This is a genomic window from Advenella faeciporci, assembly GCF_014652395.1.
GTDB lineage: Bacteria > Pseudomonadota > Gammaproteobacteria > Burkholderiales > Burkholderiaceae_B > Advenella > Advenella faeciporci.
Genome location: NZ_BMYS01000007.1, coordinates 38,991 through 61,884 on the forward strand (window position 1 = coordinate 38,991; position 22,894 = coordinate 61,884).

21 protein-coding genes are annotated in these 22,894 nt (G+C 51.6%); 10 read left to right on the top strand and 11 right to left on the bottom strand.

Annotated elements, in window-relative coordinates; all coding sequences use genetic code 11:
• Window positions 1-25: 25 nt before the first annotated feature.
• Both hemB and yihA read right to left on the bottom strand, forming a co-directional pair.
• Complete coding sequence (gene hemB, locus IE074_RS06620; RefSeq protein WP_189384656.1) at window positions 26-1,039, bottom strand: porphobilinogen synthase; 1,014 nt, start codon at window positions 1,037-1,039, stop codon at window positions 26-28.
• Window positions 1,036-1,659: a ribosome biogenesis GTP-binding protein YihA/YsxC gene (gene yihA / locus IE074_RS06625; RefSeq protein ID WP_189384657.1), complete on the bottom strand. Its 624-nt coding sequence runs from the start codon at window positions 1,657-1,659 to the stop codon at window positions 1,036-1,038. Before yihA ends, hemB begins: the two co-directional genes overlap by 4 nt.
• 173 nt (window positions 1,660-1,832) lie before the next feature.
• On the opposite strand from yihA, the gene IE074_RS06630 reads away from it, so the two are divergent.
• The 3 genes from IE074_RS06630 to ccsB all read left to right on the top strand — a co-directional run bounded on the left by IE074_RS06630 (window position 1,833) and on the right by ccsB (window position 6,099).
• Window positions 1,833-2,531 carry a c-type cytochrome gene (locus IE074_RS06630; protein ID WP_189384658.1) on the top strand — a complete coding sequence of 233 codons (699 nt, stop codon included), beginning with the start codon at window positions 1,833-1,835 and terminating at the stop codon, window positions 2,529-2,531.
• A 115-nt stretch (window positions 2,532-2,646) separates the two neighbouring features.
• Window positions 2,647-4,737 carry a cytochrome c biogenesis protein ResB gene (locus IE074_RS06635; RefSeq protein ID WP_229793921.1) on the top strand — a complete coding sequence of 697 codons (2,091 nt, stop codon included), beginning with the start codon at window positions 2,647-2,649 and terminating at the stop codon, window positions 4,735-4,737.
• Between the two features lie 9 nt (window positions 4,738-4,746).
• Entirely contained in the window at window positions 4,747-6,099 is a 1,353-nt protein-coding gene (gene ccsB, locus IE074_RS06640) for a c-type cytochrome biogenesis protein CcsB (protein WP_189384659.1), read from the top strand.
• 21 nt (window positions 6,100-6,120) lie between these two features.
• Here the strand turns inward: ccsB and cydC are convergent, their stop codons facing one another.
• From cydC to lptM, 7 genes are all read right to left on the bottom strand, one after another.
• Window positions 6,121-7,833, bottom strand: coding sequence for a thiol reductant ABC exporter subunit CydC (cydC, locus tag IE074_RS06645; protein WP_189384660.1), 1,713 nt, complete (start codon window positions 7,831-7,833; stop codon window positions 6,121-6,123).
• A gap of 2 nt (window positions 7,834-7,835) precedes the next feature.
• Entirely contained in the window at window positions 7,836-9,545 is a 1,710-nt protein-coding gene (cydD, locus tag IE074_RS06650) for a thiol reductant ABC exporter subunit CydD (protein WP_189384663.1), read from the bottom strand.
• 7 nt (window positions 9,546-9,552) lie between these two features.
• Window positions 9,553-9,678, bottom strand: coding sequence for a cytochrome bd-I oxidase subunit CydX (gene cydX, locus IE074_RS15045; RefSeq protein ID WP_189384664.1), 126 nt, complete (start codon window positions 9,676-9,678; stop codon window positions 9,553-9,555).
• A gap of 12 nt (window positions 9,679-9,690) precedes the next feature.
• Window positions 9,691-10,851 (bottom strand): cytochrome d ubiquinol oxidase subunit II, encoded by a 1,161-nt coding sequence (cydB, locus tag IE074_RS06660; RefSeq protein ID WP_189384665.1) that lies wholly within the window; start codon window positions 10,849-10,851, stop codon window positions 9,691-9,693.
• A gap of 11 nt (window positions 10,852-10,862) precedes the next feature.
• A complete protein-coding gene (locus IE074_RS06665; protein WP_189384666.1) occupies window positions 10,863-12,431 on the bottom strand; it encodes a cytochrome ubiquinol oxidase subunit I in 1,569 nt (522 codons plus the stop codon).
• Window positions 12,432-12,746: 315 nt separating this feature from the next.
• Window positions 12,747-14,039 (bottom strand): diaminopimelate decarboxylase, encoded by a 1,293-nt coding sequence (lysA, locus tag IE074_RS06670; RefSeq protein ID WP_189384667.1) that lies wholly within the window; start codon window positions 14,037-14,039, stop codon window positions 12,747-12,749.
• A 47-nt stretch (window positions 14,040-14,086) separates the two neighbouring features.
• On the bottom strand, window positions 14,087-14,332 hold the full coding sequence (gene lptM / locus IE074_RS06675; RefSeq protein WP_189384669.1) for an LPS translocon maturation chaperone LptM: 246 nt from the start codon (window positions 14,330-14,332) through the stop codon (window positions 14,087-14,089).
• Window positions 14,333-14,369: 37 nt separating this feature from the next.
• Between lptM and cyaY the strand changes: the two genes are divergently transcribed.
• Entirely contained in the window at window positions 14,370-14,699 is a 330-nt protein-coding gene (cyaY, locus tag IE074_RS06680; RefSeq protein WP_189384671.1) for an iron donor protein CyaY, read from the top strand.
• Window positions 14,700-14,837: 138 nt separating this feature from the next.
• On the opposite strand, the gene IE074_RS06685 is transcribed toward cyaY, so the two are convergent.
• Window positions 14,838-17,288 carry a penicillin-binding protein 1A gene (locus IE074_RS06685; RefSeq protein ID WP_189384673.1) on the bottom strand — a complete coding sequence of 817 codons (2,451 nt, stop codon included), beginning with the start codon at window positions 17,286-17,288 and terminating at the stop codon, window positions 14,838-14,840.
• Window positions 17,289-17,444: 156 nt separating this feature from the next.
• Between IE074_RS06685 and IE074_RS06690 the strand changes: the two genes are divergently transcribed.
• From IE074_RS06690 to IE074_RS06715, 6 genes are all read left to right on the top strand, one after another.
• A complete protein-coding gene (locus tag IE074_RS06690; RefSeq protein WP_189384675.1) occupies window positions 17,445-18,005 on the top strand; it encodes a shikimate kinase in 561 nt (186 codons plus the stop codon).
• 3 nt (window positions 18,006-18,008) lie between these two features.
• Window positions 18,009-19,091, top strand: a complete 1,083-nt coding sequence (gene aroB / locus IE074_RS06695) for a 3-dehydroquinate synthase (protein WP_189384677.1) — start codon at window positions 18,009-18,011, stop codon at window positions 19,089-19,091.
• A gap of 6 nt (window positions 19,092-19,097) precedes the next feature.
• Window positions 19,098-20,222, top strand: a complete 1,125-nt coding sequence (locus IE074_RS06700) for a deoxyguanosinetriphosphate triphosphohydrolase (protein ID WP_189384678.1) — start codon at window positions 19,098-19,100, stop codon at window positions 20,220-20,222.
• Window positions 20,223-20,340: 118 nt separating this feature from the next.
• Entirely contained in the window at window positions 20,341-21,189 is an 849-nt protein-coding gene (locus IE074_RS06705; protein ID WP_189384680.1) for a response regulator transcription factor, read from the top strand.
• A 72-nt stretch (window positions 21,190-21,261) separates the two neighbouring features.
• Complete coding sequence (locus IE074_RS06710) at window positions 21,262-21,645, top strand: CidA/LrgA family protein (protein WP_189384682.1); 384 nt, start codon at window positions 21,262-21,264, stop codon at window positions 21,643-21,645.
• A complete protein-coding gene (locus IE074_RS06715) occupies window positions 21,635-22,354 on the top strand; it encodes an LrgB family protein (RefSeq protein ID WP_189384684.1) in 720 nt (239 codons plus the stop codon). Before IE074_RS06710 ends, IE074_RS06715 begins: the two co-directional genes overlap by 11 nt.
• A gap of 86 nt (window positions 22,355-22,440) precedes the next feature.
• On the opposite strand, the gene IE074_RS06720 is transcribed toward IE074_RS06715, so the two are convergent.
• Window positions 22,441-22,890: a periplasmic heavy metal sensor gene (locus IE074_RS06720; RefSeq protein ID WP_189384686.1), complete on the bottom strand. Its 450-nt coding sequence runs from the start codon at window positions 22,888-22,890 to the stop codon at window positions 22,441-22,443.
• Window positions 22,891-22,894 lie beyond the last annotated feature (4 nt).

Sequence of the window (22,894 nt, forward strand, 5' to 3'; positions counted from 1 at the left end):
CGGCGACGGGATAGCCGCCCGGTAGTTATTTCTGCTGTTGCAGGATTTTAGCCGCCTCGATGGCAAAGTAAGTCAAAATGCCATCGGCGCCGGCCCGTTTGAAGCAAAGCAGGGACTCCATCATGACTTTGTCGTGATCCAGCCAGCCGTTAATGGCCGCCGCCTTGATCATGGCGTATTCACCGCTAACCTGGTAGGCATAGGTTGGCATCCGGAACATTTCCTTGACATCGCGAACAATATCCAGATAAGGCATGCCAGGCTTGACCATGACCAGGTCGGCACCTTCGCGGATATCGGCAGCCACTTCACGCAGGGCCTCGTTGCGGTTGGCCGGGTCTATCTGGTAGGTCATTTTGTCGGATTTGCCCAGGTTGACGGTAGAGCCCACCGCATCGCGGAATGGGCCATAAAAGGCACTGGCGTACTTGGCGGAATAGGCCATGATACGCGTGTAAATGAAATGGTGGGCTTCAAGTGCCTGGCGAATGGCGCCAATGCGTCCGTCCATCATGTCACTGGGGGCGACATAATCGGCACCGGCCTCGGCCTGCACCAGTGCCTGCCTGACCAGGATTTCAACCGTGGGTTCGTTTAGCACATAGCCGCTGTCATCAATCAGACCGTCCTGGCCGTGGCTGGTGTAAGGGTCAAGGGCCACATCACATAAGATGCCCAGTTCGGGGAATTCTTTTTTTAATGAGGCGATCACACGCGGGATCAGCCCTTCGGGGTTGGTCGCTTCGATGCCATCGGGTGTTTTCAGGGAGGGTTCAATAGATGGGAACAGGGCCAATACCGGAATGCCCAGCCTGACGCACTCTTCTGCAACCGGCAAGATGGAGTCGGGCGAGTAACGCACGATACCGGGCATGGACAATACGGGTTCGTGCAAGTTGTTGCCTTCTTTCACAAAGACAGGGTAAATGAAATCATTGACCGAGAGGATGTTTTCCCGCATCAGGCGGCGGGAAAAGTCGTCGCGGCGGTTGCGACGGGGGCGTGAAGCGGGAAAATCGGCAGTAATAATTGAGCTCATGGTACAACCTTTGGTGAAATCCAGTTGATGATTTTGAGATCGGCCTCTTCAAGTCCAATACGGTGGGTGGCTGAAAAAGGGATGGCATTCAGGGCGCCGATATCGGCCAGGTCTTTGCGCACGGCAGCGACGGCTTTCAGGCGCTGGCCATACGGCAGTTTATCGGCCTTGGTCAATAATACAAGAACGGGTTTGCCGGTGGGGGCGATCCAGTTGGCCAGCCGGCGGTCCAGGTCGGTGACACCACGGCGGATATCAACCAGCAGTACGATACCGGCCAGGGAAGTACGCTCACGCAGGTAGGCACCTAACACATCGGCCCATTCTTCACGGGCATCACGTGCAACCGAGGCATAGCCATAACCCGGCAGGTCGACCAGAAAGCCCAATGGATGTTCCGGGTCGAGCGGATCGGGCAGACCAAACATGTTGATCAGACGGGTGCGTCCGGGGGTTTTGCTGGAAAATGCCAGCCTTTTCTGGTTGGCAAGCACGTTGATGGCCGAGGATTTACCTGCATTGGAGCGGCCCACAAAACATACTTCGGGAACCGACGGAGGAGGCAGCTGATGCAGCTTTGCTGCTGAGGTAAAGAAGGATGCCCGATGTAAAATTGACACAAGTACACTCAAATAAATAAAAAATAAGTCTCTATTGTATAATCCTTATCCATAAAAATCGCCTAAATTTCGTGATTGAGGTTTATACTCCTACGTTTATAAGCATTATCTTTTACAATAGACGCTAATTTAGACCAATGCGTACTGATCCGCTGTGATCATAGAGGGTATTCATGAAGCAAGTTTTATCAAAAATTTTAGTGACAAGTGGCGTTGCCATGGGCCTGGCCATGAGCGCTTCCAGTTTTGCCGCCAAGCCTGATGCCAAGGCCGGAGAAGAGCTGTATGCCAATGGCGACATGTCACGCGGTATTCTGGCCTGTGTAGCCTGTCATGGTGTTGCTGCCAATAGCATGATTCCCATGTATCCAAGTCTGGCCGGGATGCCCTATGAGTACATCATTAACCAGCTGAAGAATTTCCAGACGCCCGAAGGTGCCAAGTCCAGTAACCGGGTTGACGCTCAGGGCAACCCCACCATGATGGCGCCTATTGTTGCCCAAATGACTCCGGAAGACATGCAGAACCTGGCTATTTACATCAGCAAGCAAACCCTTGCCCAGCCAGCAACCGCCAAACTGGGTGCCGATCTTGAAGTGGTGCAGCGTGGCCGTGAAATCTGGCGTGCCGGTATCCCCGAGCGTAATGTTCCCGCCTGTGCCTCCTGTCATGGCGCAACCGGCAAGGGTATGCCTTCCGCATTCCCCGCTTTGTCTGGCCAGCACCCCGAGTACCTCGAGGCCCAGCTGCTTGCCTTTGCCGACGGTTATCGTAAAAATGGTGGTACTGAAAACATGATGGGCGTCATTGCCAATCGCATGAACCGTGCAGACATGAAAGCGGTTGCCGATTACGCAGCCGGTATTCGCTAATTTGTTTAATTGTTTACTCCCGACATATGCGGGGGAACTTTTACAGATAGTGTTATCTAAGATAGGGAGTCCATACGTTGGTACTCCCTATTTTCTTATGAATTAATAATTGACGATGGCAAAAAATACCACCCGCAGAAGATGGACTGCTGATTTTTTTGAACTGATGGGCTCCATGCGCTTTGCGGTGAGCCTGCTCTCATTTATCTGTGTCGCCAGTATTATTGGTACGGTGTTGCCACAAAACCAGACCGAGCTTCAATATACCGATCAATTCGGTACTTTCTGGTACACCGTTTTCAGTAAATTTGGGGTGTCGCAAATCTATAATACCTGGTGGTTCCTGGTTATTATGGGTTTTCTGGTTATTTCCACCACGGTTTGCCTGCTTCGCAATACGCCTAAAATGGTTAAGGACATGCGTTCTTTCCGTGAGTATATCCGCGAGGGCAGTTTGCGGGCGTTTCCCCATAAATTGAATGTGGACGTTGGTTTCGACCAGGAAACCGCCGTGCGCATGTCCAAATCATGGCTCAAAAAAGAGGGTTACCGCTTCCGTGAAAAAAATTCGGAAAATGGTGTGTTGCTGGCTGCCAAAAAAGGCAGCTCCAACCGGCTGGGCTATATTTTTGCCCACGTTGCCATTGTCGTGATCTGTATTGGCGGTCTGCTTGACAGCGAATTGCCCAACCGCTTGCAAATATGGTTTGGCAGCAAAGCGCCTATTCCCGCAACCGCGAAATATATTTCCGACGTTGCCGAAGAAACCCGTTTTTCTTCCTCCAACCCCAGTTTCCGTGGCAATGTCTCCATTTCAGAAGGTGGCAATTCCAGCTATGCCCTGCTGGGCTTGGGGGGTGAGCAATTCCTGCAGGTGTTGCCATTTGATATCAAGCTGAACAAGTTTATTATCGAATACTATGAAACCAATGGCATGCCCAAGCGCTTTGCCAGTGACGTGACCATTACCGATCTGGCAACCAAAGAGGTACAGAACCGTATTATCGAGGTGAATCATCCTTTTACCAAAGATGGCATTACCCTTTATCAGTCCAGTTTCCATGATGGTGGTTCCAAGTTGCAGTTAACCGGTTACCCGCTTGGCGGGCAGACCACTGAAACCTTTGAATTGAATATGGAGGTGGCCGGCACCTCTAAACTGACCACCTCGCTTAACGGGGAACACAAAGAGTACCGGGTGACGATTGATGATTTCAAGCCCATCAACGTGGAAAACCTGAATGCCGGCACTCCACAGCCCAAAAGCTTTGAAGAGCAGATTCTGGCGGTGACCGGCAGTGCGGCAGGTAAAGAGCGTGAAGTGCAAAACGTGGGCCCCAGCGTCGCTTACACCCTTAGTGATGATAATAACCAGTCGGTCAAATATAACAATTACATGTTACCCATGCTGCTTGATGACTCGCTGGTTTTTCTGGCGGGCATACAGTTGCCTGGCGAAAGCATGTTCCGTTATGTGCGCATGCCTGCCGATGACAATGGTACGCTTAACGAGTTCATGGCCATGCGCGCCGCGTTTGAGAATCCTGACATGAGAAGCAAGGCTGCCCGTGCTTTCGCTGAAAAATCCCGGGATGAACGATTTAATGCCGACATGATCACCCCCTTGGCCGAGCAGGCCCTTGGGATATTTGCCAAAGGCGGCTTCATGGGAATTGATCAATACGTTGATGGCACCAATGTTCCCGAAGCGGAACGGGTTCCTGAAAATTTGCGTGAACCCATGAAAAAAATCCTGCGTGATTACCTGCTGTTCAGTGCGGTTGAATTGCGTAACCTGGTGCGCCTTGAGACGGGCCAGGCGCCAGTTTCGCTAAGCAGTCGTGAAGAGGCGGAAAAACAGGCTCGCTGGTTTGATGTATCCCTGCGTGCGCTGTCAGATTTAAGCGCCTATCCGGCTCCGGTCATGCTGCAGATCAAAACTTTCGAGCATATTCAGGCCAGTGTCCTGCAGGCAACCCGTTCTCCAGGAAAAAGCTCTGTCTATCTGGGCTCACTGTTCCTGATTATCGGTGTTTTTGCCATGTTTTATATTCGTGACCGCCGCATCTGGATGTGGATTAAACCGGGCGACACGGAAAATAGCAGTAAAATCATGTCAGCAATGACTTCACAGAAAAGAACGCTGGACTTCAATCGTGAGTTTGAGCGTTTCAGGCAAGACTTTTCAGATTTGGCTAAAAAGTAGGAATTGAATATGTCCAATACCTTGGTACAACCTTCTCCGGGAACGCGTTCATCAGCGAAGTGGGAAGAGAAAATGTCAGAAACCGGTGATAATCGTGTTTTGCGCGGCAAGCCCGACTGGACCGACCTGGTTTTCTTTCTGATCCTGGTGGCAGGTGCAGCGTATGCCATCGTGACTTATCCCAATGAAATGGATATTTACGAGAAATACATTCTGGCCGGTTCCACCATTTTTGTGACCTGGATCGGCTGGCTGTGGCGGCCGTTGCGTATGCTCATGATTGCCTGTGGCGTGGCGGCCTTGCTGGCCATTGGCCTGTATGATGGCAATCTGGCACAGGCTGATAACCAGTTTCTGCTTAAATACCTGCTGTCTTCACAGTCTGCCATTTTATGGATGTGTGCCCTGTTTTTCATGGCAACAGTGGTTTATTGGTTGGGTTATGTGAGTCCAACCGCTGCCTGGATGGGCACCGCTTTCACCTGGACTGGCGTGTTTTTTGGTTTTACCGGCTTGCTGGTTCGCTGGCGTGAAGGTCACCTGATTGCTCCCGACATGGGGCATATTCCGGTCAGTAACCTGTACGAGGTTTTCGTGCTGTTCTGCCTGATTACCGCCGTTTTTTACCTGTACTATGAAAAACGCTATAACACGCGGGCTTTGGGCGGGTTCGTGCTGCTGGTTATTTCCGCAGCGGTTATTTTCCTGCTTTGGTATACGTTTGAGCGTGATGCGGCGGTTATTACCCCGCTGAATAACGCGCTGCGCAGCTGGTGGATGAAACTGCACGTACCGGCCAACTTTATTGGCTATGGCACCTTTGCACTGGCGGCCATGGTGGGTTTTGCCTATCTGGTCAAACAGCACGGTGAAACCGTTTCCTGGAAACCCATGATTCCCCTCTTGCTGGTGGGCGGAGCCATGGTGTCTGAACCGTTTATTTTCAGTGACAAGGAAAATTTCGGTTTCTGGATTCTGTATTTTGGCATCAGCGTTATTATTGTGGCCTGCATTTTGATGGCGCGTAAAACCATTGCCAGTAAATTGCCGCCGCTAGAAATCCTGGATGACATTATGTACCGGGCCATTTCGGTGGGATTTGCCTTCTTTACGGTCGCGACCGTACTGGGCGCCTTGTGGGCCGCTGATGCATGGGGAACCTACTGGCAGTGGGATCCTAAAGAAACCTGGGCTTTTATTGTATGGTTGAACTATGCGGCCTGGCTGCATTTGCGCCTCATGAAAGGCATGCGGGGAACGGTTGCCGCTTACTGGGCACTGGCCGGACTGATCATTACCAGTTTCGCCTTCCTGGGCGTAAACATATTCCTGTCTGGCCTGCATTCATACGGAGAGCTGTAAAACAGGCATGGCAAGGCGCTGCTAGATCAACTCCTCTTGAGGTTTTTCTTCGGCTTCATTATGCCGTTCAAGGTGCAAGCGCCCGCCAGCCAAGATAAAGCTTTCGTCAACCACGCCCTTTGGCAAGTTGGCATGTGTCACAATAATCACCGTACGGTCTTTGGCCACCTGTTGCAGGTTGGTAAACCAGGCATCGGCGGTGGTTTTGTCAAGGCCGGCGGTGGGTTCGTCCAGTAACCAGACGCTTGCCCGGGATAACAAAACACGTGCCAGGCATAAACGGCGGATTTGGCCGGTAGACAGGGTGTTGCCCCCTTCACCGGTCCAGGCATCCAAACCACCGATCTGTTCAATATGGCTGGCCAAATGAACCTGATGCAAGACTTCCCACAAGCGTTCATCAGTGGCTTGCGGGTCGGCCAGCAGGAGATTATGGCGGATGGTACCCATAAATACCGGTGAATGTTGCGACAGCAGGGCCATGCGCTGGTAAAGCAATGGGCTGTTTACCGTGTTTAAATGAACGCCACCATATGTGATAGTGCCTGACGTTAATGGTTGTACTTGCATGATGGCCATGAGCAAAGTGGTTTTACCGGTTCCGCTTGGGCCGCGAATGGCGATGCGCTGGCCATGATCAACGTAAAGATCAAGCTGGCTTAAAACCGTCTGGTTTTCATGGGCAACACAGACATCTTGCAAGTGTAATGGTCCTGTTGCAGGAAGAATGGCTGTTGGCTGGGCCTGGCCGGCCTTGGCCTGCGTGTTTGCCGCCGGGCTGGCGGTAAGGTCCTGAATACGCCGGGCGGCGGCTTCCACAGCCCCCAGGCCTGCCGCACCCCGCATAATCGGAGACAAAATTTCAAACAGGCCCATTGACCCCAGCAAAAGCCCCACCCATACCGGAGCAGACAATTCCTGTTGTGCCTGCGCATTGGCACCCAGCCATAAAAGCGCCAGTACCAGGGTGCCCATTAACAGTTGCTGGATGAGCGTGCCGAAACTGCCTGCCTGTGCAACCTTTTGCTGTGCCTTTGCCAAACGCAGGCCGGCCCGGTCAAACTGTTCTTGTGCTGCCAAGGTGACGCCAAACACCAGCAGATCGGTATGGGCGTCAATGGCTTCATGCGCAAGCGCCCGTAATTCGGCATTGGCCGCCTGTACTTCCAGCCCGGCCACTGCGGTTTTGCGGGCCAGTAAATAGGGCAGCACACCGGCTGCCAGGCATAATACCAGCAGCAGGATCCAGCCGGCCAAGGGCAAGGCCACGCCCATAAGCAGGCTGAAAAAACCACCCGCAATAATGGCAGTAAAAATCGGGGTGATAATCAGTAAAAAGAAAGTATCCAGCCGTTCTATGTCGTTGATTAAACGAGCCAGTAAATCACCGTCACGGTAGTGCGCCAATTGGGCCGGTTTGAAAGCGGCCAGTCGGGCAAAACTGCCGGTGCGGATTTCGGCCTGCAAGTCTAACGTGACCATATGGCCGCATACCCGCTCGGCATAACGTGAGGCAATGCGCCACATTGACAGGCCGCGCACCAGTGCCGAAGGGACGAATAAATTGAAGGCCAGGCTTGAACCGGCCAGAAAGGCACCGGTTAAAAACCAGCCCGATACGGTAAGAAGACCCACGCCGGCAAAGACGGTAGACAACGCCAGGCACAGGGCCAGAAGGGATATGCGCCAATGCTGTTTAATCCAGGGTCCGGCCAACTGCCACCACAATTTCACGCTTATTCCTTGATAATGATTTGTTGATCCTGCAGGTGCCAGACCTGACCAATCTGCTGCGCCATTTCTTCATCGTGGGTTGCCACCAGCAGGGCACGACCCCGGGAAAAACGTAAAATGGCCCGAATCACCCCATCACGGGTTTGTCCGTCCAGGTAGGCGGTGGGTTCATCTAGCATAATTAATGCCGGATCGGTTAAAAACAGCCTGGCCAGTGCCAGCCGGTGCGCCTGCCCGCCAGACACGCCGTGCCCGCGCGTACCCAGCACGGTATCCAGCCCTTGCGCCAGGCCTGCTACAAAACTGGCCGCCTGGGCCTGTTCAAGGGCAGACCATAGCTGTTGTTCGGTGGCCTGGGGGTTGACGGCCAATAAAAACTGCCGGATGCTGCCCAGGCCGATAAAGGGTTGCTGCCCAATCAATACGTATTCATTTTCAGCAAAATAATGCAGCAGCTCCCCGCTCGCATAAGGTCGCAGGCCGGCCAGGGTTTCAAGCAGGGAGGTTTTGCCAATGCCGCTTTCGCCCATTAAGGCGATGGGCTGGTTTATTTGGATGGTAAAGTTGGCGGGCAATAAAATATCCCGTCCTTGCGGGGTTTGCAGGGCAAACTGGTTTGCCTGCAATACGACCCCGTTGGTGCCGCGTGCCTGACGCTGGATAATAGGTGACTTAGTGATGGCCGGCAGGGTCGTGTCGTGATGGGTGGGCAGTTGTTGGTACAACTGGTGCAAGCCTTGAGCGGCTGCCTTGGCGGTTGCCCGGTCATGGTAGCTGGCTGCCATCTGGCGCAGCGGTATATATACTTCGGGAGCCAGCAATAGGCAGAACAGACCCTGTTGCAGGGTATTACCTGAAAAACCGGCACCCAGCATGCCCAAATAACTTAAGCCGATATAAATGGCCACGCCAGCCACGCCCAAGGCGGCAAACAGTTCAAGGACCGCCGAGGAAAGGAAAGCAATACGCAATACTTTCATGGTGGTGGCGCTTAAGCTTTTGCTGGCTGAATGCACGGCATTGACTTCGTCCTGGGTGCGTCCCATTAAAGCCAGGGTGAATAGCCCTCGAATCCGGTCTGCAAAAATTCCCGACAGGCGGCTTAACAGCTGCTGGTGTTTTTGGTTGGCGGCTTCGGCGCGCATGCCAATTAATGCCATAAACAAGGGGATCAGGGGAGCACTGAATAAAAACAGCAGCGTCACGATCCAGTCTATGGGAAGAATCACGATGGCGAATGCCAAAGGCAAAAATACCGCGGAAATGGTGGCGGGTAAAAAACGCTGTAAATAGCCATCGAGAGCCTGTACCTGGTCGAGGATGGCGGTGGTTAAGGCTCCGGCTGGTGTTTGTTTGCTCCAGGCAGGGCCCCTGGCCAGCAATTGCGCAAAAAATTGTTGGCGCAACTGTTGCTTGATTTGTTCGGAAGCCCGGGAAGCGGCCATTTCGCCGGACCAGGTAATAAAGGCCCGCAAGGCAATGAGCAGGGCAATAAGCAACATTGGCCCCCATAATTGATAGGGGGCAACTGATAAACGAATGGCCAGGTCCAGGGTTTTTGCCAGTACCCAGGCCTGAAATACCAGGACTCCCCCTGCAATAAGCGGAGCACCGATGGCCCATATCATGCCAAGCGGTGCCATTTTCCAGAGACTTAATAACCAGCGGTTCTGTATGGCGGCTTCTGTTTTAGAGGGAGTTTCCGGTGACATCGTTAATTTAATACTGTTTTGTTTCTGGGGCTTTAGTGTTTTTTTCTATTGTACGCAACTCGTACCACATTGCGTTCAGGATAGAAAAAGCACACGCCAGGCCTAAACCTAAAATCCAGGAAAAATACCACATATCAGTAACTCCTTAGTAAGCATGAGGGGCATCGTTAACCGTTTCAGGGGTAACTTTGCCTCGCATGACGCGAAATACCCAAGAGGTATAAACAATGATTAATGGCAGGAAGATGATGGTTACCAACAGCATAACCCATAAAGTCATATGACTTGCCGAGGCATCGTAAATGGTTAAGCTGGACGATGGGTCCAGGGATGAAGGCAACAGGAATGGGTAGGTGGAAAAGCCAAAAGTAAAGATAATGGCTGCAATGCTTAATGAAGACATTAGCACAGACAGCAATGGCTTTTTTTTCACCAGCAACATGGCCAATAGCGTAACGGCAATGCCTGCCGCTGGTGTAATCCAGGCCAAAGGCGTGACGCTGTAAATACCCATCCAGGCGCCTGCTTCAACGCTAACAGATTTGCCGCCTGCCAATGGGTTGGACACATCATTGCTTGCCAGCAGGCTTGCATCCATGGTGTAGCCAGGAACGCCGCTGGCAACCCAAACACCACCAATCACAAACAGGGCGATTACCGCAATACCAGACCAGATCGCCCAGCGTTGTGCCGCCTGTGCGATACCGGCTTCTGTTTTCCAGCTTAATACGGTTGTGCCTTGCAACAGCAACATGGCAATGCTAAGCAAGCCGCACAGAAGGGCAAACGGTTGGAACAGCCCAAAAAAGCTGCCTTCATAAATGGGGCGCAACGTGTCAGGATCGAAACGGAAAGGAACGCCCAGGATGACATTGCCAATGGCGACGCCAAATACCAAAGCGGCGACCAGACCGCTTAAACACCAGGTAATATCCCAGTTTTTACGCCATCTTTCTGATTCGAGTTTACTGCGGTATTTAATGGCAACCGGACGCAGGATGAGTGCGGCCAGCAACAGCATCATGGCCAGATAAAAACCCGAGAAGGACATGGCATAGAGCAGGGGCCAAGCCGCAAAAACAACCCCGCCGGCGGTGATCAGCCAGACCTGGTTGCCCTCCCAGGTTGGGCCGATGACATTATAAAGAACACGGCGTTCGGCATCGGTTTTGGTCACCAGGGGCAACAGCATGGCCACCCCAAGGTCGGCCCCGTCCATGATGGCAAACGCGATTAACAGTACACCCAAGAGCAGCCACCAGATGTGGCGCATGGTGTCATAATCAAGCAGAATGATCGATTCCATTGTCCAACTCCTTATTTTGCAGTAATTGCACTGGCAGCAAAATCATTTGCGTCAGGCTTGTTGTCTTCGTCAGGTCCCTGGTTAACCGTGTGCCACATCATTTTGGTGCCCAGTACCGCCAATGTGCTGTAAATAACAAAGAAGATAAGCATGCTGATGATCAGGTCGGTAACGCTGAGCCCGGATGCGGCATAAAAAGTGGGCAATACCCCTTCAATAATCCAGGGCTGGCGACCAAACTCGGCCACGAACCAGCCACATTCAACGGCAATCAAGGGTAATGGAACCGTGAAGACCGCCAGTTTCAGAAAGCGTGGTGATTGGGTAATGCGGTCTTTGGTGGACAGATAAAATGCGGTAATAAAGAAAGCAATAAAGTAAAAGCCCAAGGCAACCATGATGCGGAATGTCCAGAATAGCGGAGCAACCTGCGGGACGGTATCCCATGCAGCCTGGTCAATTTGCCCTGGCGTGGCTGTGTCAAGATCTTCTACATAGCGTTTGAGCAACAGGGCATAGCCCAGATCTTTCCAGTTAGCGTTAAAAACGGCCTGTGCCTGTGCATCTTCCTTGTTGGCGCGCAGTATCTGCAAGGCGTTATAGGCGTCAACACCATGCCCGATGCGAACCTTGGCCCTGTCAACCAGTTCATTGATGCCTAACAAGGGGGTGGTTAGTGAACGGGTGCCAATAATACCCATAGCCCATGGAATTTCTAATGCAAACTCATTGCGCCGTTCTTCCTGGTTGGGCAGGGCAATCAGGTTGAAATTGGCAGGAGCCGGCTCTGTTTCCCACATGGATTCCATGGCGGCCAGTTTCATTTGCTGATGCTCGGTGCTTAAATAACCGCTTTCATCACCTAACACCACGACCGACAATGCGCCTGCCAGCCCGAAGCTGGAGGCAATAACCATGGAGCGGCGGGCCAGTTCAATATGACGGCCACGTAACACATACCAGGCACTGACACCTAAAACGAAAACGGATGCCAATACATAGCCTGAACTGACGGTATGCACAAATTTTGCCTGGGCTACCGGATTAAGCACGACTTCGGCGAAATCGGTCATTTCCATGCGCATGGTTTGCGGGTTAAAGTAGGCGCCCACCGGGTTTTGCATCCAGCCATTGGCGATTAAAATCCACAAGGCCGAAAAGTTGGCGCCAATCGCCACCAGCCAGGTAACAATTAAATGGGCAACTTTGGACAAACGGTCCCAGCCAAAGAAGAACAAACCGATAAAGGTGGCTTCCATAAAAAACGCCATAAGACCTTCAATGGCCAATGGCGCTCCAAAAATATCACCCACATAATGACTGTAGTAGGACCAGTTCATACCGAACTGGAACTCCATGACCACACCGGTTGCAACCCCAAGGGCAAAGTTGATGCCAAAAAGTTTACCCCAGAACATGGTCATGCGACGCCAGATGTCTTTGCCTGTCATGACATAGACGCTTTCCATGATAGCCAGCAAAAAAGCAAAGCCCAATGTTAATGGTACGAAAATAAAGTGAAACATGGCTGTCAGCGCAAATTGCAAGCGTGACAGGGTGACGACATCTAGATCTATCATGTTGATTCTCCAGAGTAAGGGGTAAGTTTACGGTGTCAGGCGTATTCAAGAAGACTAACGCTTTGTAAGCTTGGCGACAATGTATAGAATTGGATTATAACTTACTTTTGGTAATGAATTATAAGGAATACATCAATAAGTTTATATGTTTAAATTAGGTGATATTAAAAAATACGAATCAATATGCTAGCAAAACATTATTAATAATATGTGTCGCTATGTTGGGGTTTTGCCATGAACCGGAAAAGACAATGACCCCGGGGTGGGGTCATTAAAGGCTAAAAATGGTTTGTTACTGAACGTGGCTCAGGACTTTCAGGGCAGGAGCTGCTCGCCTTCAAACAGGTCTTCCAGTTTTTCGCGCTGGCGAATAATATGGAAATGCTCACCATCTACCATGACTTCTGCCGCCCGCGGACGGGTGTTGTATTGGCTTGACATGACAAAACCATAGGCGCCCGCAGATTCAAGGGCCAGAATGTCATCCTGTTCCAAAGCAATGCTGCGTTGTTTGGCCAGCCAGTCGGCGCTTTCACAAACAGGACCCACGATATCATAGGTTTCAGGCGTTTGCGCTCGTGGCCTGACGGCCAGCAGTCCATGGTAGGCATCATAAAGTGCGGGGCGCATCAGGTCGGTCATGGCGGCATCAATAATGGCAAAATTGCGGGCTTCTGCATGCTTGAGGTACTGGACCCGCGTGAGCAGCACACCCGCATTGCCAACAAGGGAACGGCCCGGTTCAAGAACCAGCTGCAAGTGGTCATAGCCACGTTGGGCCAGTTTTTCGTAAACCGGTTCAAGCAATTCTTTGGGATCTAGCGGGATTTCATCGGTGTAGCGGATGCCCAGGCCGCCGCCAATATCCAGATGTTCTACCTGGATGCCCTGCAGGCCAAGCATGTCAAGCAGGTTCAGTGTTTTGTCCAGGGCGTCAAGATAGGGGCTGACTTCGGTAATTTGTGAACCGATATGGCTGTCGACGCCCACGATTTTGATGCCCGGCAGGGTATTGGCTTTTTGGTAAGCCGCGGGCGCAGCACCAATTTCGATCCCGAATTTGTTTTCTTTCATGCCGGTTGAAATATAGGGGTGTGTTTTGGCATCGACATCGGGGTTCACGCGTAAAGAAACCGGTGCGGTTTTGCCCAGTCGCGTAGCCACTTCAGAGATGCGTTCAAGCTCTGCCACCGACTCTACGTTGAAGCACTTGATGCCGGCCTCAAGAGCCGCTTCAATTTCCCAGTCCTGTTTGCCAACACCCGAAAAAACGACCTTGGCTGCTTGTCCGCCCGCTTTCAGGACGCGGGCCAGTTCGCCACCCGAAACAATATCAAATCCGCTGCCCAGTTTTGCGAATTCGTTCAGGACAGCCAGATTTGAATTGGCCTTCATGCCATAACAAACCAGGGTGTTTCGGCTGCCAATGGCGTTTTGATAGGATTGCCAGGCTGCCTTGAGTGCGGCCCTGGAGTAAACATACAGGGGCGTGCCCAGTTCCCGGGCCAGGATTTCCAGGCAAACGCCTTCAGCGTGCAGGGTGTTGTTTTGGTAATGAAAGAAGGGTGAGCCTGCGGGAGTGGGTAGGGGTTGGGATTGTGTGGTCATTGCAAATTGATAATCAGAATTAACGGTGTATGAAAAAAACGGGATTATTATTCAGGGAGACGGGTTTTTGGGTCCTGCTCCCGGGCACGGGTCTGTTCCTTTTCTTGCCGGGCCGCTGCTTTGGCGGCTTCCTTGCGTGCCTTTATCCTTTGTTCGCGTGCTTCTATTTGCTGTAATTGTTCTTGGGTAGGATAATATAGGGGTGCCTTGTATCCGCAGGCGGAAAGACCCAAACTTAAGCCAAGCAGGGATGCAATTGAAAGACTGCGGTGTATTTTTGTAAACGCAGGCAATTTACTACTCCAAAAAATTTTTTATAGAATTGATATTATGACTGAATCAGAATTTCTTGCACGTGCAGACGATATTTTAGACAAGATTCAGGCCCAGGCTGATGGCTGGTTCGAACATCTGGATATTGATGTTGATGCGAACCGCAGTGGCCAGGTGCTTACTCTTGTGTTTGACAGTACCCGGCATGTGGTCATCAATAGCCAGGCCCCTTTGCAGGAAATGTGGGTGGCTGCGCCCAGCGGTGCATTCCATTACCGCTTTGATGGCCAGGTGTGGCAAGACACCCGTGGCGGTCTGGAACTGGCAGCCAATGTTGCCGCCCTGTGTTCTGAAATTGCCGGTCAGCCGTTAACCGTTACCCTGTAAGCCTGGTCAAGGTAATGAAGGGATGGCGGTAAAAACGTCCTTGATGCGGGGGCAGTGGTTTTCCAGAGTCACCGTGCGGCAAGGATGACAAAAAAACGCTCATTTCATATTTTGAAAATGAGCGTTTTTTATGTGTTGCTAGAAGCGGATGGGAGGGCCACCCAAGGGGTTGAAGGATTCGATCAGCTTGCCAATCGCATCGCCACTACCCTGTGCTGCCGGTTTTGCGGCACCTGTCTCTTCAGTGCCAGGGGCATAACCACTGCCGCCTACGCCCAGGTTCGCAATGGCTTGCCCTGCAGGGAACTCGGTATAGTAAAAATTATCGCCAGCCTTGACCAGTCCTTGTGGCAAGGGGCCTTGTTTGGTAACCGGTATGGAAGGCAACACACTGGCCATGTAATCAAGCCAGATGGGCATGGCCGCGCCACCGCCCGTTTCGCGGTCACCCAGGGAACGGGGTTGATCGAAACCAAGCCAGGCAACCCCCACCATTTTTGGTGTATAGCCGGCAAACCAGGCATCGAAGGATTGGTTGGTGGTACCGGTTTTACCGCCAATATCCGGGCGTTTGAGCGTTGCCTGGGTTCTGGCTGCCGTACCGTTACGGGCGACCCCTCGCAGCAGGTCATCCATGATGTAGGCCGTACGCGGGTCAATCGCGCGATTGGCCTCATCTCCGGCCTTGACCGGTTGGGACTTCATGAGGACCGTGCCATTGGGATCGGTCACGTAATTGATAATGTAAGGATTCACGCGATAACCGCCGTTGGCAAATACGGCATAGGCGCTGGCCATTTGCAAGGGCGTTACGCTGCCGGCACCCAGTGCCATGGTCAGATAGGCGCCTTTGGGGGGGTGTCGGGCGGGATCAAAGCCAAAACGCTCGATGAATTCCGTTGCAAAATCGGGGCCTACGGCCTCGAGGATACGAATGGAAATCATGTTTTTGGATTTGTACAGGCCCTGGCGCAAAGTTTGGCTATAGGTGTAGCTGTTCCCGTAGTTTTTGGGTGTCCATGGCTTGCTGCCGGTTTTGGCCGCGCTTAAGTAAAACGGCTGGTCTGAAATATTGGTTTCAGGGGTTAAGCCGCGTTCAAGGCCTGCGGCATAAATGAACGGCTTGAAGGTTGAGCCGGGCTGGCGCCATGCCTGGGTAACCCGGTTGAAGTCGCCACGGTTGAAGTCAAACCCGCCAATCATGGATTTGATGGCACCATCGGTAGGGTCAAGGGCAACAAAAGCACCTTCGACTTCGGGCATATTGATAATGGTCCAGCTGTCTTTGACTTTTTGCAGGTAAATGACTGAGCCCCGCATGATATGCCGTTTGGTACTGGGTTTGGCGACCAGGGCACGTTTTGCATTGTTCAGCGAGGTACCGGTTAGTTCGATGGGGTGGCCGGCATCGCGAATGGCCACCACTTTGCTTGGGCTGGCTGACAGCACCAGATACGTGTGCAGGTCATTGCTGTCCGGGTAGTCGGTTTTGACTTTATCCAGGAATTCTTCCATTTTTTCCTGGTTCTGCTCAAGGCCTGACGGTAATTCAAGTTGGGCAGCCGGGCCAGGATAGGGTTTGCGGCGGGTGTAAGTAAGGATTCCGTCACGCACGGCCTTATAGGCGATTTCCTGGTCTTTGGAGTTGACGGTGGTATACACATTCAGTCCGCGACCGTACACATTATCTTTGTAGATGTTGTACATCAGCTGGCGTGCCAGCTCGGAAACATACTGGCCATGAAGGGCAAACTGGGTTTCTGCCGCATTGTTGTCACGGGATTTGACCTGGATTTTTTCATTCATGGCCTCATCGTACTGTGCCTGGCTGATGTAGTTCAGTTTCAGCATGCGACCCAATACATAGTGCTGACGCTCGATGGCGCGCTTCAGGTTGGTTTTGGGGTTAAAGCGCGATGGCGCCTTGGGAACACCCGCCAGGATGGCGGCCTGTGCAATGCTGACTTTAGACAGGGGAACACCAAAATAAGTCCGGGCTGCGGCTGCAAAACCGTAAGCACGATGGCCCAGGTAAATCTGGTTGAGGTAAAGCTCAAGGATCTGGTCTTTGGTGAGGGTGTCTTCTATTTTGTAGGTAAGTAAAAGCTCATAAAATTTGCGAATGAACGATTTCTCGGATGACAGGTAGAAGTTACGGGCCACCTGCATGGTAATGGTACTGGCACCCTGGGCCTTTGCGCCCGAGGTGATGTTGGCCAATACCGCCCGGCCTACGCCCGACCAGTCAACCCCGTTGTGCTTATAGAAATTGTCGTCTTCAGCGGCCAGGACCGCCAGTTTCATGACATCGGGAATCTCATTGAAGCGCATCACGTTGCGTCTTTCTTCACCATACTCGGCCAGCAGGACTTTGTCTTCGGAATAGATGCGCAGCGGAATGCGTGGCCGGTAATCGGTCATGGCCTGAAGATCGGGCAGGTTTGGCCAGGTAAGGCCAATGGCCATGATGACCAGCAAGGCGCCACAAAGCCCGATGCCTGCGCAAAATACGATGGATTTCATGATAAACCGTCCCAGCCATGAGCCGGAAGACGATTTCTCTTTTTTGGGTGCGGTAGTTTTACTCATTACACGGGATTTTAAAGCTTTGTGGGCAGAATTTCCTGAAAAACTCACGGGTTTCTGTAACTGAATTGTGCAGTTTAGCGCTCCTTACTTAGGTTGCAAGTGATAATATGCAAAACTGTGCAAAATAAGTCTCAAATTACCGACATTTTTAAATATATGAGTGAAATAATACATGATACTGCCCCAGTCGGGTTGTCCACCAGGCAGCCGGTATTTTTGGTGGGCATGATGGGGGCAGGTAAAACAACAATAGGACGGGCCCTGGCCCGCGCCATGAATCGGGATTTTCTGGATCTGGATCATGAGATTGTCGGGCGGTGTGGGGTCAGCATACCAGTCATCTTCGACATCGAAGGAGAGGAAGGGTTCCGTAACAGGGAGAGTATGGTGCTTGAAGAGGTCGCACAGATTGACGGTATTGTGTTGGCCACGGGAGGGGGGGCCGTGTTAAGGGAAGCCAACAGGGCCATTTTACGGCGTCGGGGAATCGTGATTTACCTGAAGGCCAGTGCCGATGAGCTTTATCGGCGGGTGGCCAAAGACCGGAACCGGCCCTTGCTGGCCACGCCCAACCCGAAAGCCAGGATTGCCGAATTGTTGGCACAGCGCGAATCCCTGTATGAAAGCGTTGCCGACCTGACGATAGAAACCGGTTCAGGTTCCATTCCTTCGGTGGTAAAAACCATTCATAATTTGTTGCAAAAAAATCAGGAGTAAAGCATGAGTATTGTTAAGGTCAAAACAGAAGGGGGCGCTTATTCCATTCATATTGCCCCCAATTTATTGCAACAGGTGGGCACTTCCATTCCTCCTGACGCCACCTCGGTGGTTCTGATCAGCAATCCGACTGTATTTGGGTTATACGGAAAAACCGTTTTGCAGTCACTGGAAGCCAGCGGGAAGAAAATCAGCGTCTTCGAGGTGCCTGACGGTGAAGCCTACAAGACCCTCGAAACCCTTAACAGTATCTATACCTTTTTGCTGGAGCAGCGCCTGGATCGCCGTGCCGTTATTGTGGCGCTGGGCGGTGGCGTCATTGGGGACATGTGCGGTTTTGCCGCGGCAACCTACATGCGGGGCATCCGTTTCATTCAGGTGCCCACCACCTTGCTGGCACAGGTGGATTCTTCGGTGGGTGGCAAGACCGCCGTCAATCATCCCATGGGCAAGAACATGATTGGCGCGTTTTACCAACCGATTGCCGTTGATATCGATACCACCGTGCTAGGCACGTTGCCCGAACGTGAAATTGCAGCGGGCCTGGCAGAAGTCATCAAGTATGGCCTCATCCTGGATGCCGGTTTTTTTGACTGGTGTGAACAAAACGTGGCCAGCCTGAAGGCTCTGGAGCCCGAAGCCATCGGTTATGCGGTTCAGCGCTCCTGCGAACTCAAGGCCTATGTGGTTTCGGAAGACGAAAAGGAAACCGGCATGCGTGCCATCCTGAACCTGGGACATACGTTTGGCCATGCCATAGAAGCCGGCCTTGGCTTTGGTACCTGGCTGCACGGGGAAGCCGTGGGTTGTGGCATGGTGCAGGCAGCTGAACTGTCGGCCAGGGTTTGCGGTTTTCCCCAGGCAGACGTTGAAAGGGTCAGGGCACTGGTGGCAGCCATTGGCTGTCCGGTTACCGCGCCCGATCTGGGAACAGACAAATGGATCGAACTGATGCAAATCGATAAAAAGGCGGAAGGGGGCAAAATCAAATTCATTGTCATGCCAGGCATCGGTCAGGCGAAAAGCCAGACGGTTCCACGGGAAGACTTGATGCTGGTTTTGAAGAAAACAACACAGAAAGGGTAAATGACCATGACAACGCTGGCAACTTATGCAACCAAACCCGAAGATACCCGCGGCAGAATTCACCCGGAAATCGAAGATCCAGGTCGCAATCCGTTCCAGCGTGACAGAGACCGGATCATTCACAGCTCCGCTTTCAGGCGGCTTGAATATAAAACCCAGGTATTTGTCAATCATGAAGGCGATCTGTTCCGGACCCGTCTTACCCATAGTCTTGAAGTGGCCCAGATTGGTCGGGCGCTTGCCAGGACATTACGCCTGAATGAGGATCTGGTGGAAGCCATCTCCCTGGCTCATGACCTTGGTCACACCCCTTTTGGGCATGCCGGCCAGGATGCCCTGAATGCCTGCATGCGTGAAAAAATACCGCAAGCGGGCGGCTTTGAGCATAATTTGCAAAGCCTGAGGGTGGTTGACGAACTTGAAGAGCGCTATGCCTCATTTAACGGCTTGAATCTGAGCTTTGAGACGCGGGAAGGTATTCTTAAGCACTGTTCCATTTCCCATGCCCGCATGCTTGGAGAGGTTGCCCGGCGTTTTATAAACAGGACACAGCCCAGCCTTGAAGCACAACTGGCCAATCTGGCCGACGAAATCGCATATAACAACCACGATGTCGATGACGGGCTTCGATCAGGGTTGATTACGGTCGAGCAATTGTTGTCGGTCGAGTTGTTTGCAAGTCATTATCAAAATGTTTGTAATCTATATCAAAATGTTTCAGAAAAGAGACTGGTTTCCGAAACAATCAGGCGCATAATAAATACCTTAATTGTTGATCTTGCACAAAATACGGCGCTTAATATCAAAACATTTCAGATTGAAACACTAAAAGATGTATATAATGCACCCGTGCTGGTTGCATTTTCAACCCCCATCAGAAAGCAGGCAAACGAGCTCAAACGGTTCCTCCTGGAAAATCTCTACCGGCATTACAAGGTCATGCGCATGTCGGGTAAGGCAAAACGTATTATTGTTGATTTATATAGCGCTTTTCTGGAAGATCCACGTTTGTTGCCCAAGGATTACCGTGTCCAGGATGAGCTTAAGCAGGCTCGTTCGATTGCCGATTACATTGCTGGAATGACGGATCGATATGCAATTAAAGAGCACAAAAGATTGTTTTTGATTTAGTGGTTTTTATTTTAATAACTTTTGTTTTGCCATAAAATAAAATCAAAAACAATCTTACGCAGATTCGTTTACAATTAGAAATGATTCGATTGTTATTAATTTAAAAAACCACAACACTATGCAAGCTAATGATGATTTTTCATTGTCCCATATATTGATTATCGACAATGAAATACATGGACGTAATGCACTGATGAATATTCTGCGGGAAAAAAACTGCCGTATCAGTCATGCTTTTGATGGCTTACAGGGATACGAGCGGGCAGTGGCGAATCGTCCCGACCTGATTCTTTCAAACATACAACTGCCCAAACTGAATGGCGTCACGCTTTGCCGTCGCCTGAAAGCCAATCCCTTCACCAACGACATCCCCATGATTTTTTACGGACAGGAAGAAAACCCGGAAAATCGCCTGGAAGCCTTTCGTAGCGGTGCCGTTGATTACATTCCCAATGATTGTTCAGACTTCGAGGTGATAGCCCGTATTGCCGTGCATTTGTCTTTGGCCAGTAAAAAACGCCTGATTCAATCCATGGGCCTGGGCCAGAACCAGGACATGAATTCATTTCCCACTTTTTCGCCTCGGCCTGCTTCCTGCCAGGAAACCCTGGATGATGCCCTGGTGGTATCCATTGTGCAAAAATATGTCCAGGAACATCTTAACGAACCGCTTTCAATCAGCCATTTGGCTGAAGTGGCCGGAATGCACGAAAAGCGTTTAACCAAGGCCTTCCAGGACCATCTCAATATCAGCGTTTTTGAATTTGTTCGTGATACCCGCATGCACGAGGCAAAACGGTTGTTATTGGAAACCTCCTTGCGTACACTCACCATTGCCGCAGAAATCGGTTATTCAAGCTCGGCCAATTTCTCAACGGCATTCCAGCAGTTTTATGGGGTTTCCCCCTCTGTGTTCAGAAAAAACAAGGGTAATGTTGATGAAGCCAGACAGTCTGAACACGCCTGATTTTGAAAATAATGTGCGTTAACGGTTAAGATGGCAGCATTCGGACAAAAATTACAATAAAAGGGGGTGGCCATGTTACTGACGCTGGCCGTTTTATGTTTTTTCCAGGCATTGGGAGAATGGACATCGGTGCTATCGGGTTTGCCAATACCCGGGCCGGTGCTGGGCATGGTGTTTTTGTTTATTACCCTGCTGCTGGAACCACGCCTGAACCATCATATTGCAGCATCTTCCGAGCAACTGCTCAAGTCAATGATGGTCATGTTTATCCCGGTTTGTGTGGGGATCATGACTTCTTATACCCTGCTGAAGGGTCAGTGGCTGGCCCTGGTGGCTGCCATCGTCATCAGTACTGTTCTGGCCATGGCGGTGGGAGCGCTGGTGATGCAAAAGGTCATGAAGCGCCTGGAAAAACAAGCCCACAACCCGAAAAAGGCGGCGAGCGATGTTGAATGAATTCTGGCTCCCGTTTACCAAAACGCCATTGTTTGGCATTTTGCTGACCCTGCTGGTTTATGCGCTGGTTGCCTGGCTGGCCAAAAAAAGCCGTTTTCATCCTTTGGTCAACCCTGTTGCCCTGTCCGTTCTGCTAATCGTGCCTTTTCTTGTGTATACCGGTGTTGCCTATGAAGACTACATGGTGGGTGCACAATACATTTCTTTTCTGCTTGGTCCTGCCACGGTTGCCCTTGCCGTTCCTTTGGCCAGGCAGCTTGAGCGGGTCAGAAAAGCCTGGTTGCCACTGGTTTGCGGCTTGCTGGCGGGTTCGCTGGTGGCGGTGTTATCGGTGGTTCTGGTTGCCGCGCTTTTGGGCGCTGAAGATGTCTTGATTATTTCCCTGGCCCCCAAATCGGCTACCATGCCGATTGCCATGGGTGTTAGTGAAAAGCTGGGGGGCCTGGCTTCGCTGGCAGCGGTGGGGGTCATGGGAACCGGTGTTTTTGGCGTCATGACTGCCCGTTATATTTTTAAAATAATCCATATAGAGTCACCGGAAATCAGGGGGTTCATGCTGGGCCTCACGGCGCACGGGATTGGCGTGGCGCGTGGTTTCCAGATCAGCAACGAAATAGGCACCTTTGCGGGCCTTGGAATGAGCCTTAACGGTTTGTTGACCGCTTTTTTGGTGCCTGTGGTGGTCGCCCTGCATTTTCTCCTGTTCTAAACAGGTTTACTAAACAGGGTTACTATAAGCTGCCGGCGGATACCGTGCTAAGGCCGGCCAATGACATATTGCATCCCTGTTGCCACTTAATGCTGGTGCAGCTGCTCTACCGCCGATACCGGAACCTGGTCCTGTTTTAGCAGGTCAAGCAGAAGCTGGCGCTGTTCGGCCGAAAGCATTTCCCGTTCCCTGAGCAATTGTTCAATCAAGAGTTGTTGCTGGTGCTCCTGCAAAAAGGCAATGGCATCACGCTCCGATTCAATGACTGTCCGGTTGGCGGGTTCGGCAAAAATGGCATCAATCATGGCGTTGCGATGAGATGCGATTTTAGTGGCGGCCTCGCCAAATTGAGCCAGGAACGGTTGTTCAATTTGCTGCCATTGCTGTTCCTGTTCTGCATCAAGCTGCAGATAGGCGGGCAGGCTTGTGGCAGTATTTGTGCTTTCGCTCCAGTAATGCCATCCCAAGGCTGCTAATACGCCTATGTTCAGGCAGAGGGAAATCATCAGTAATTTACGCAGGGAGTTCGTATTCATTGGG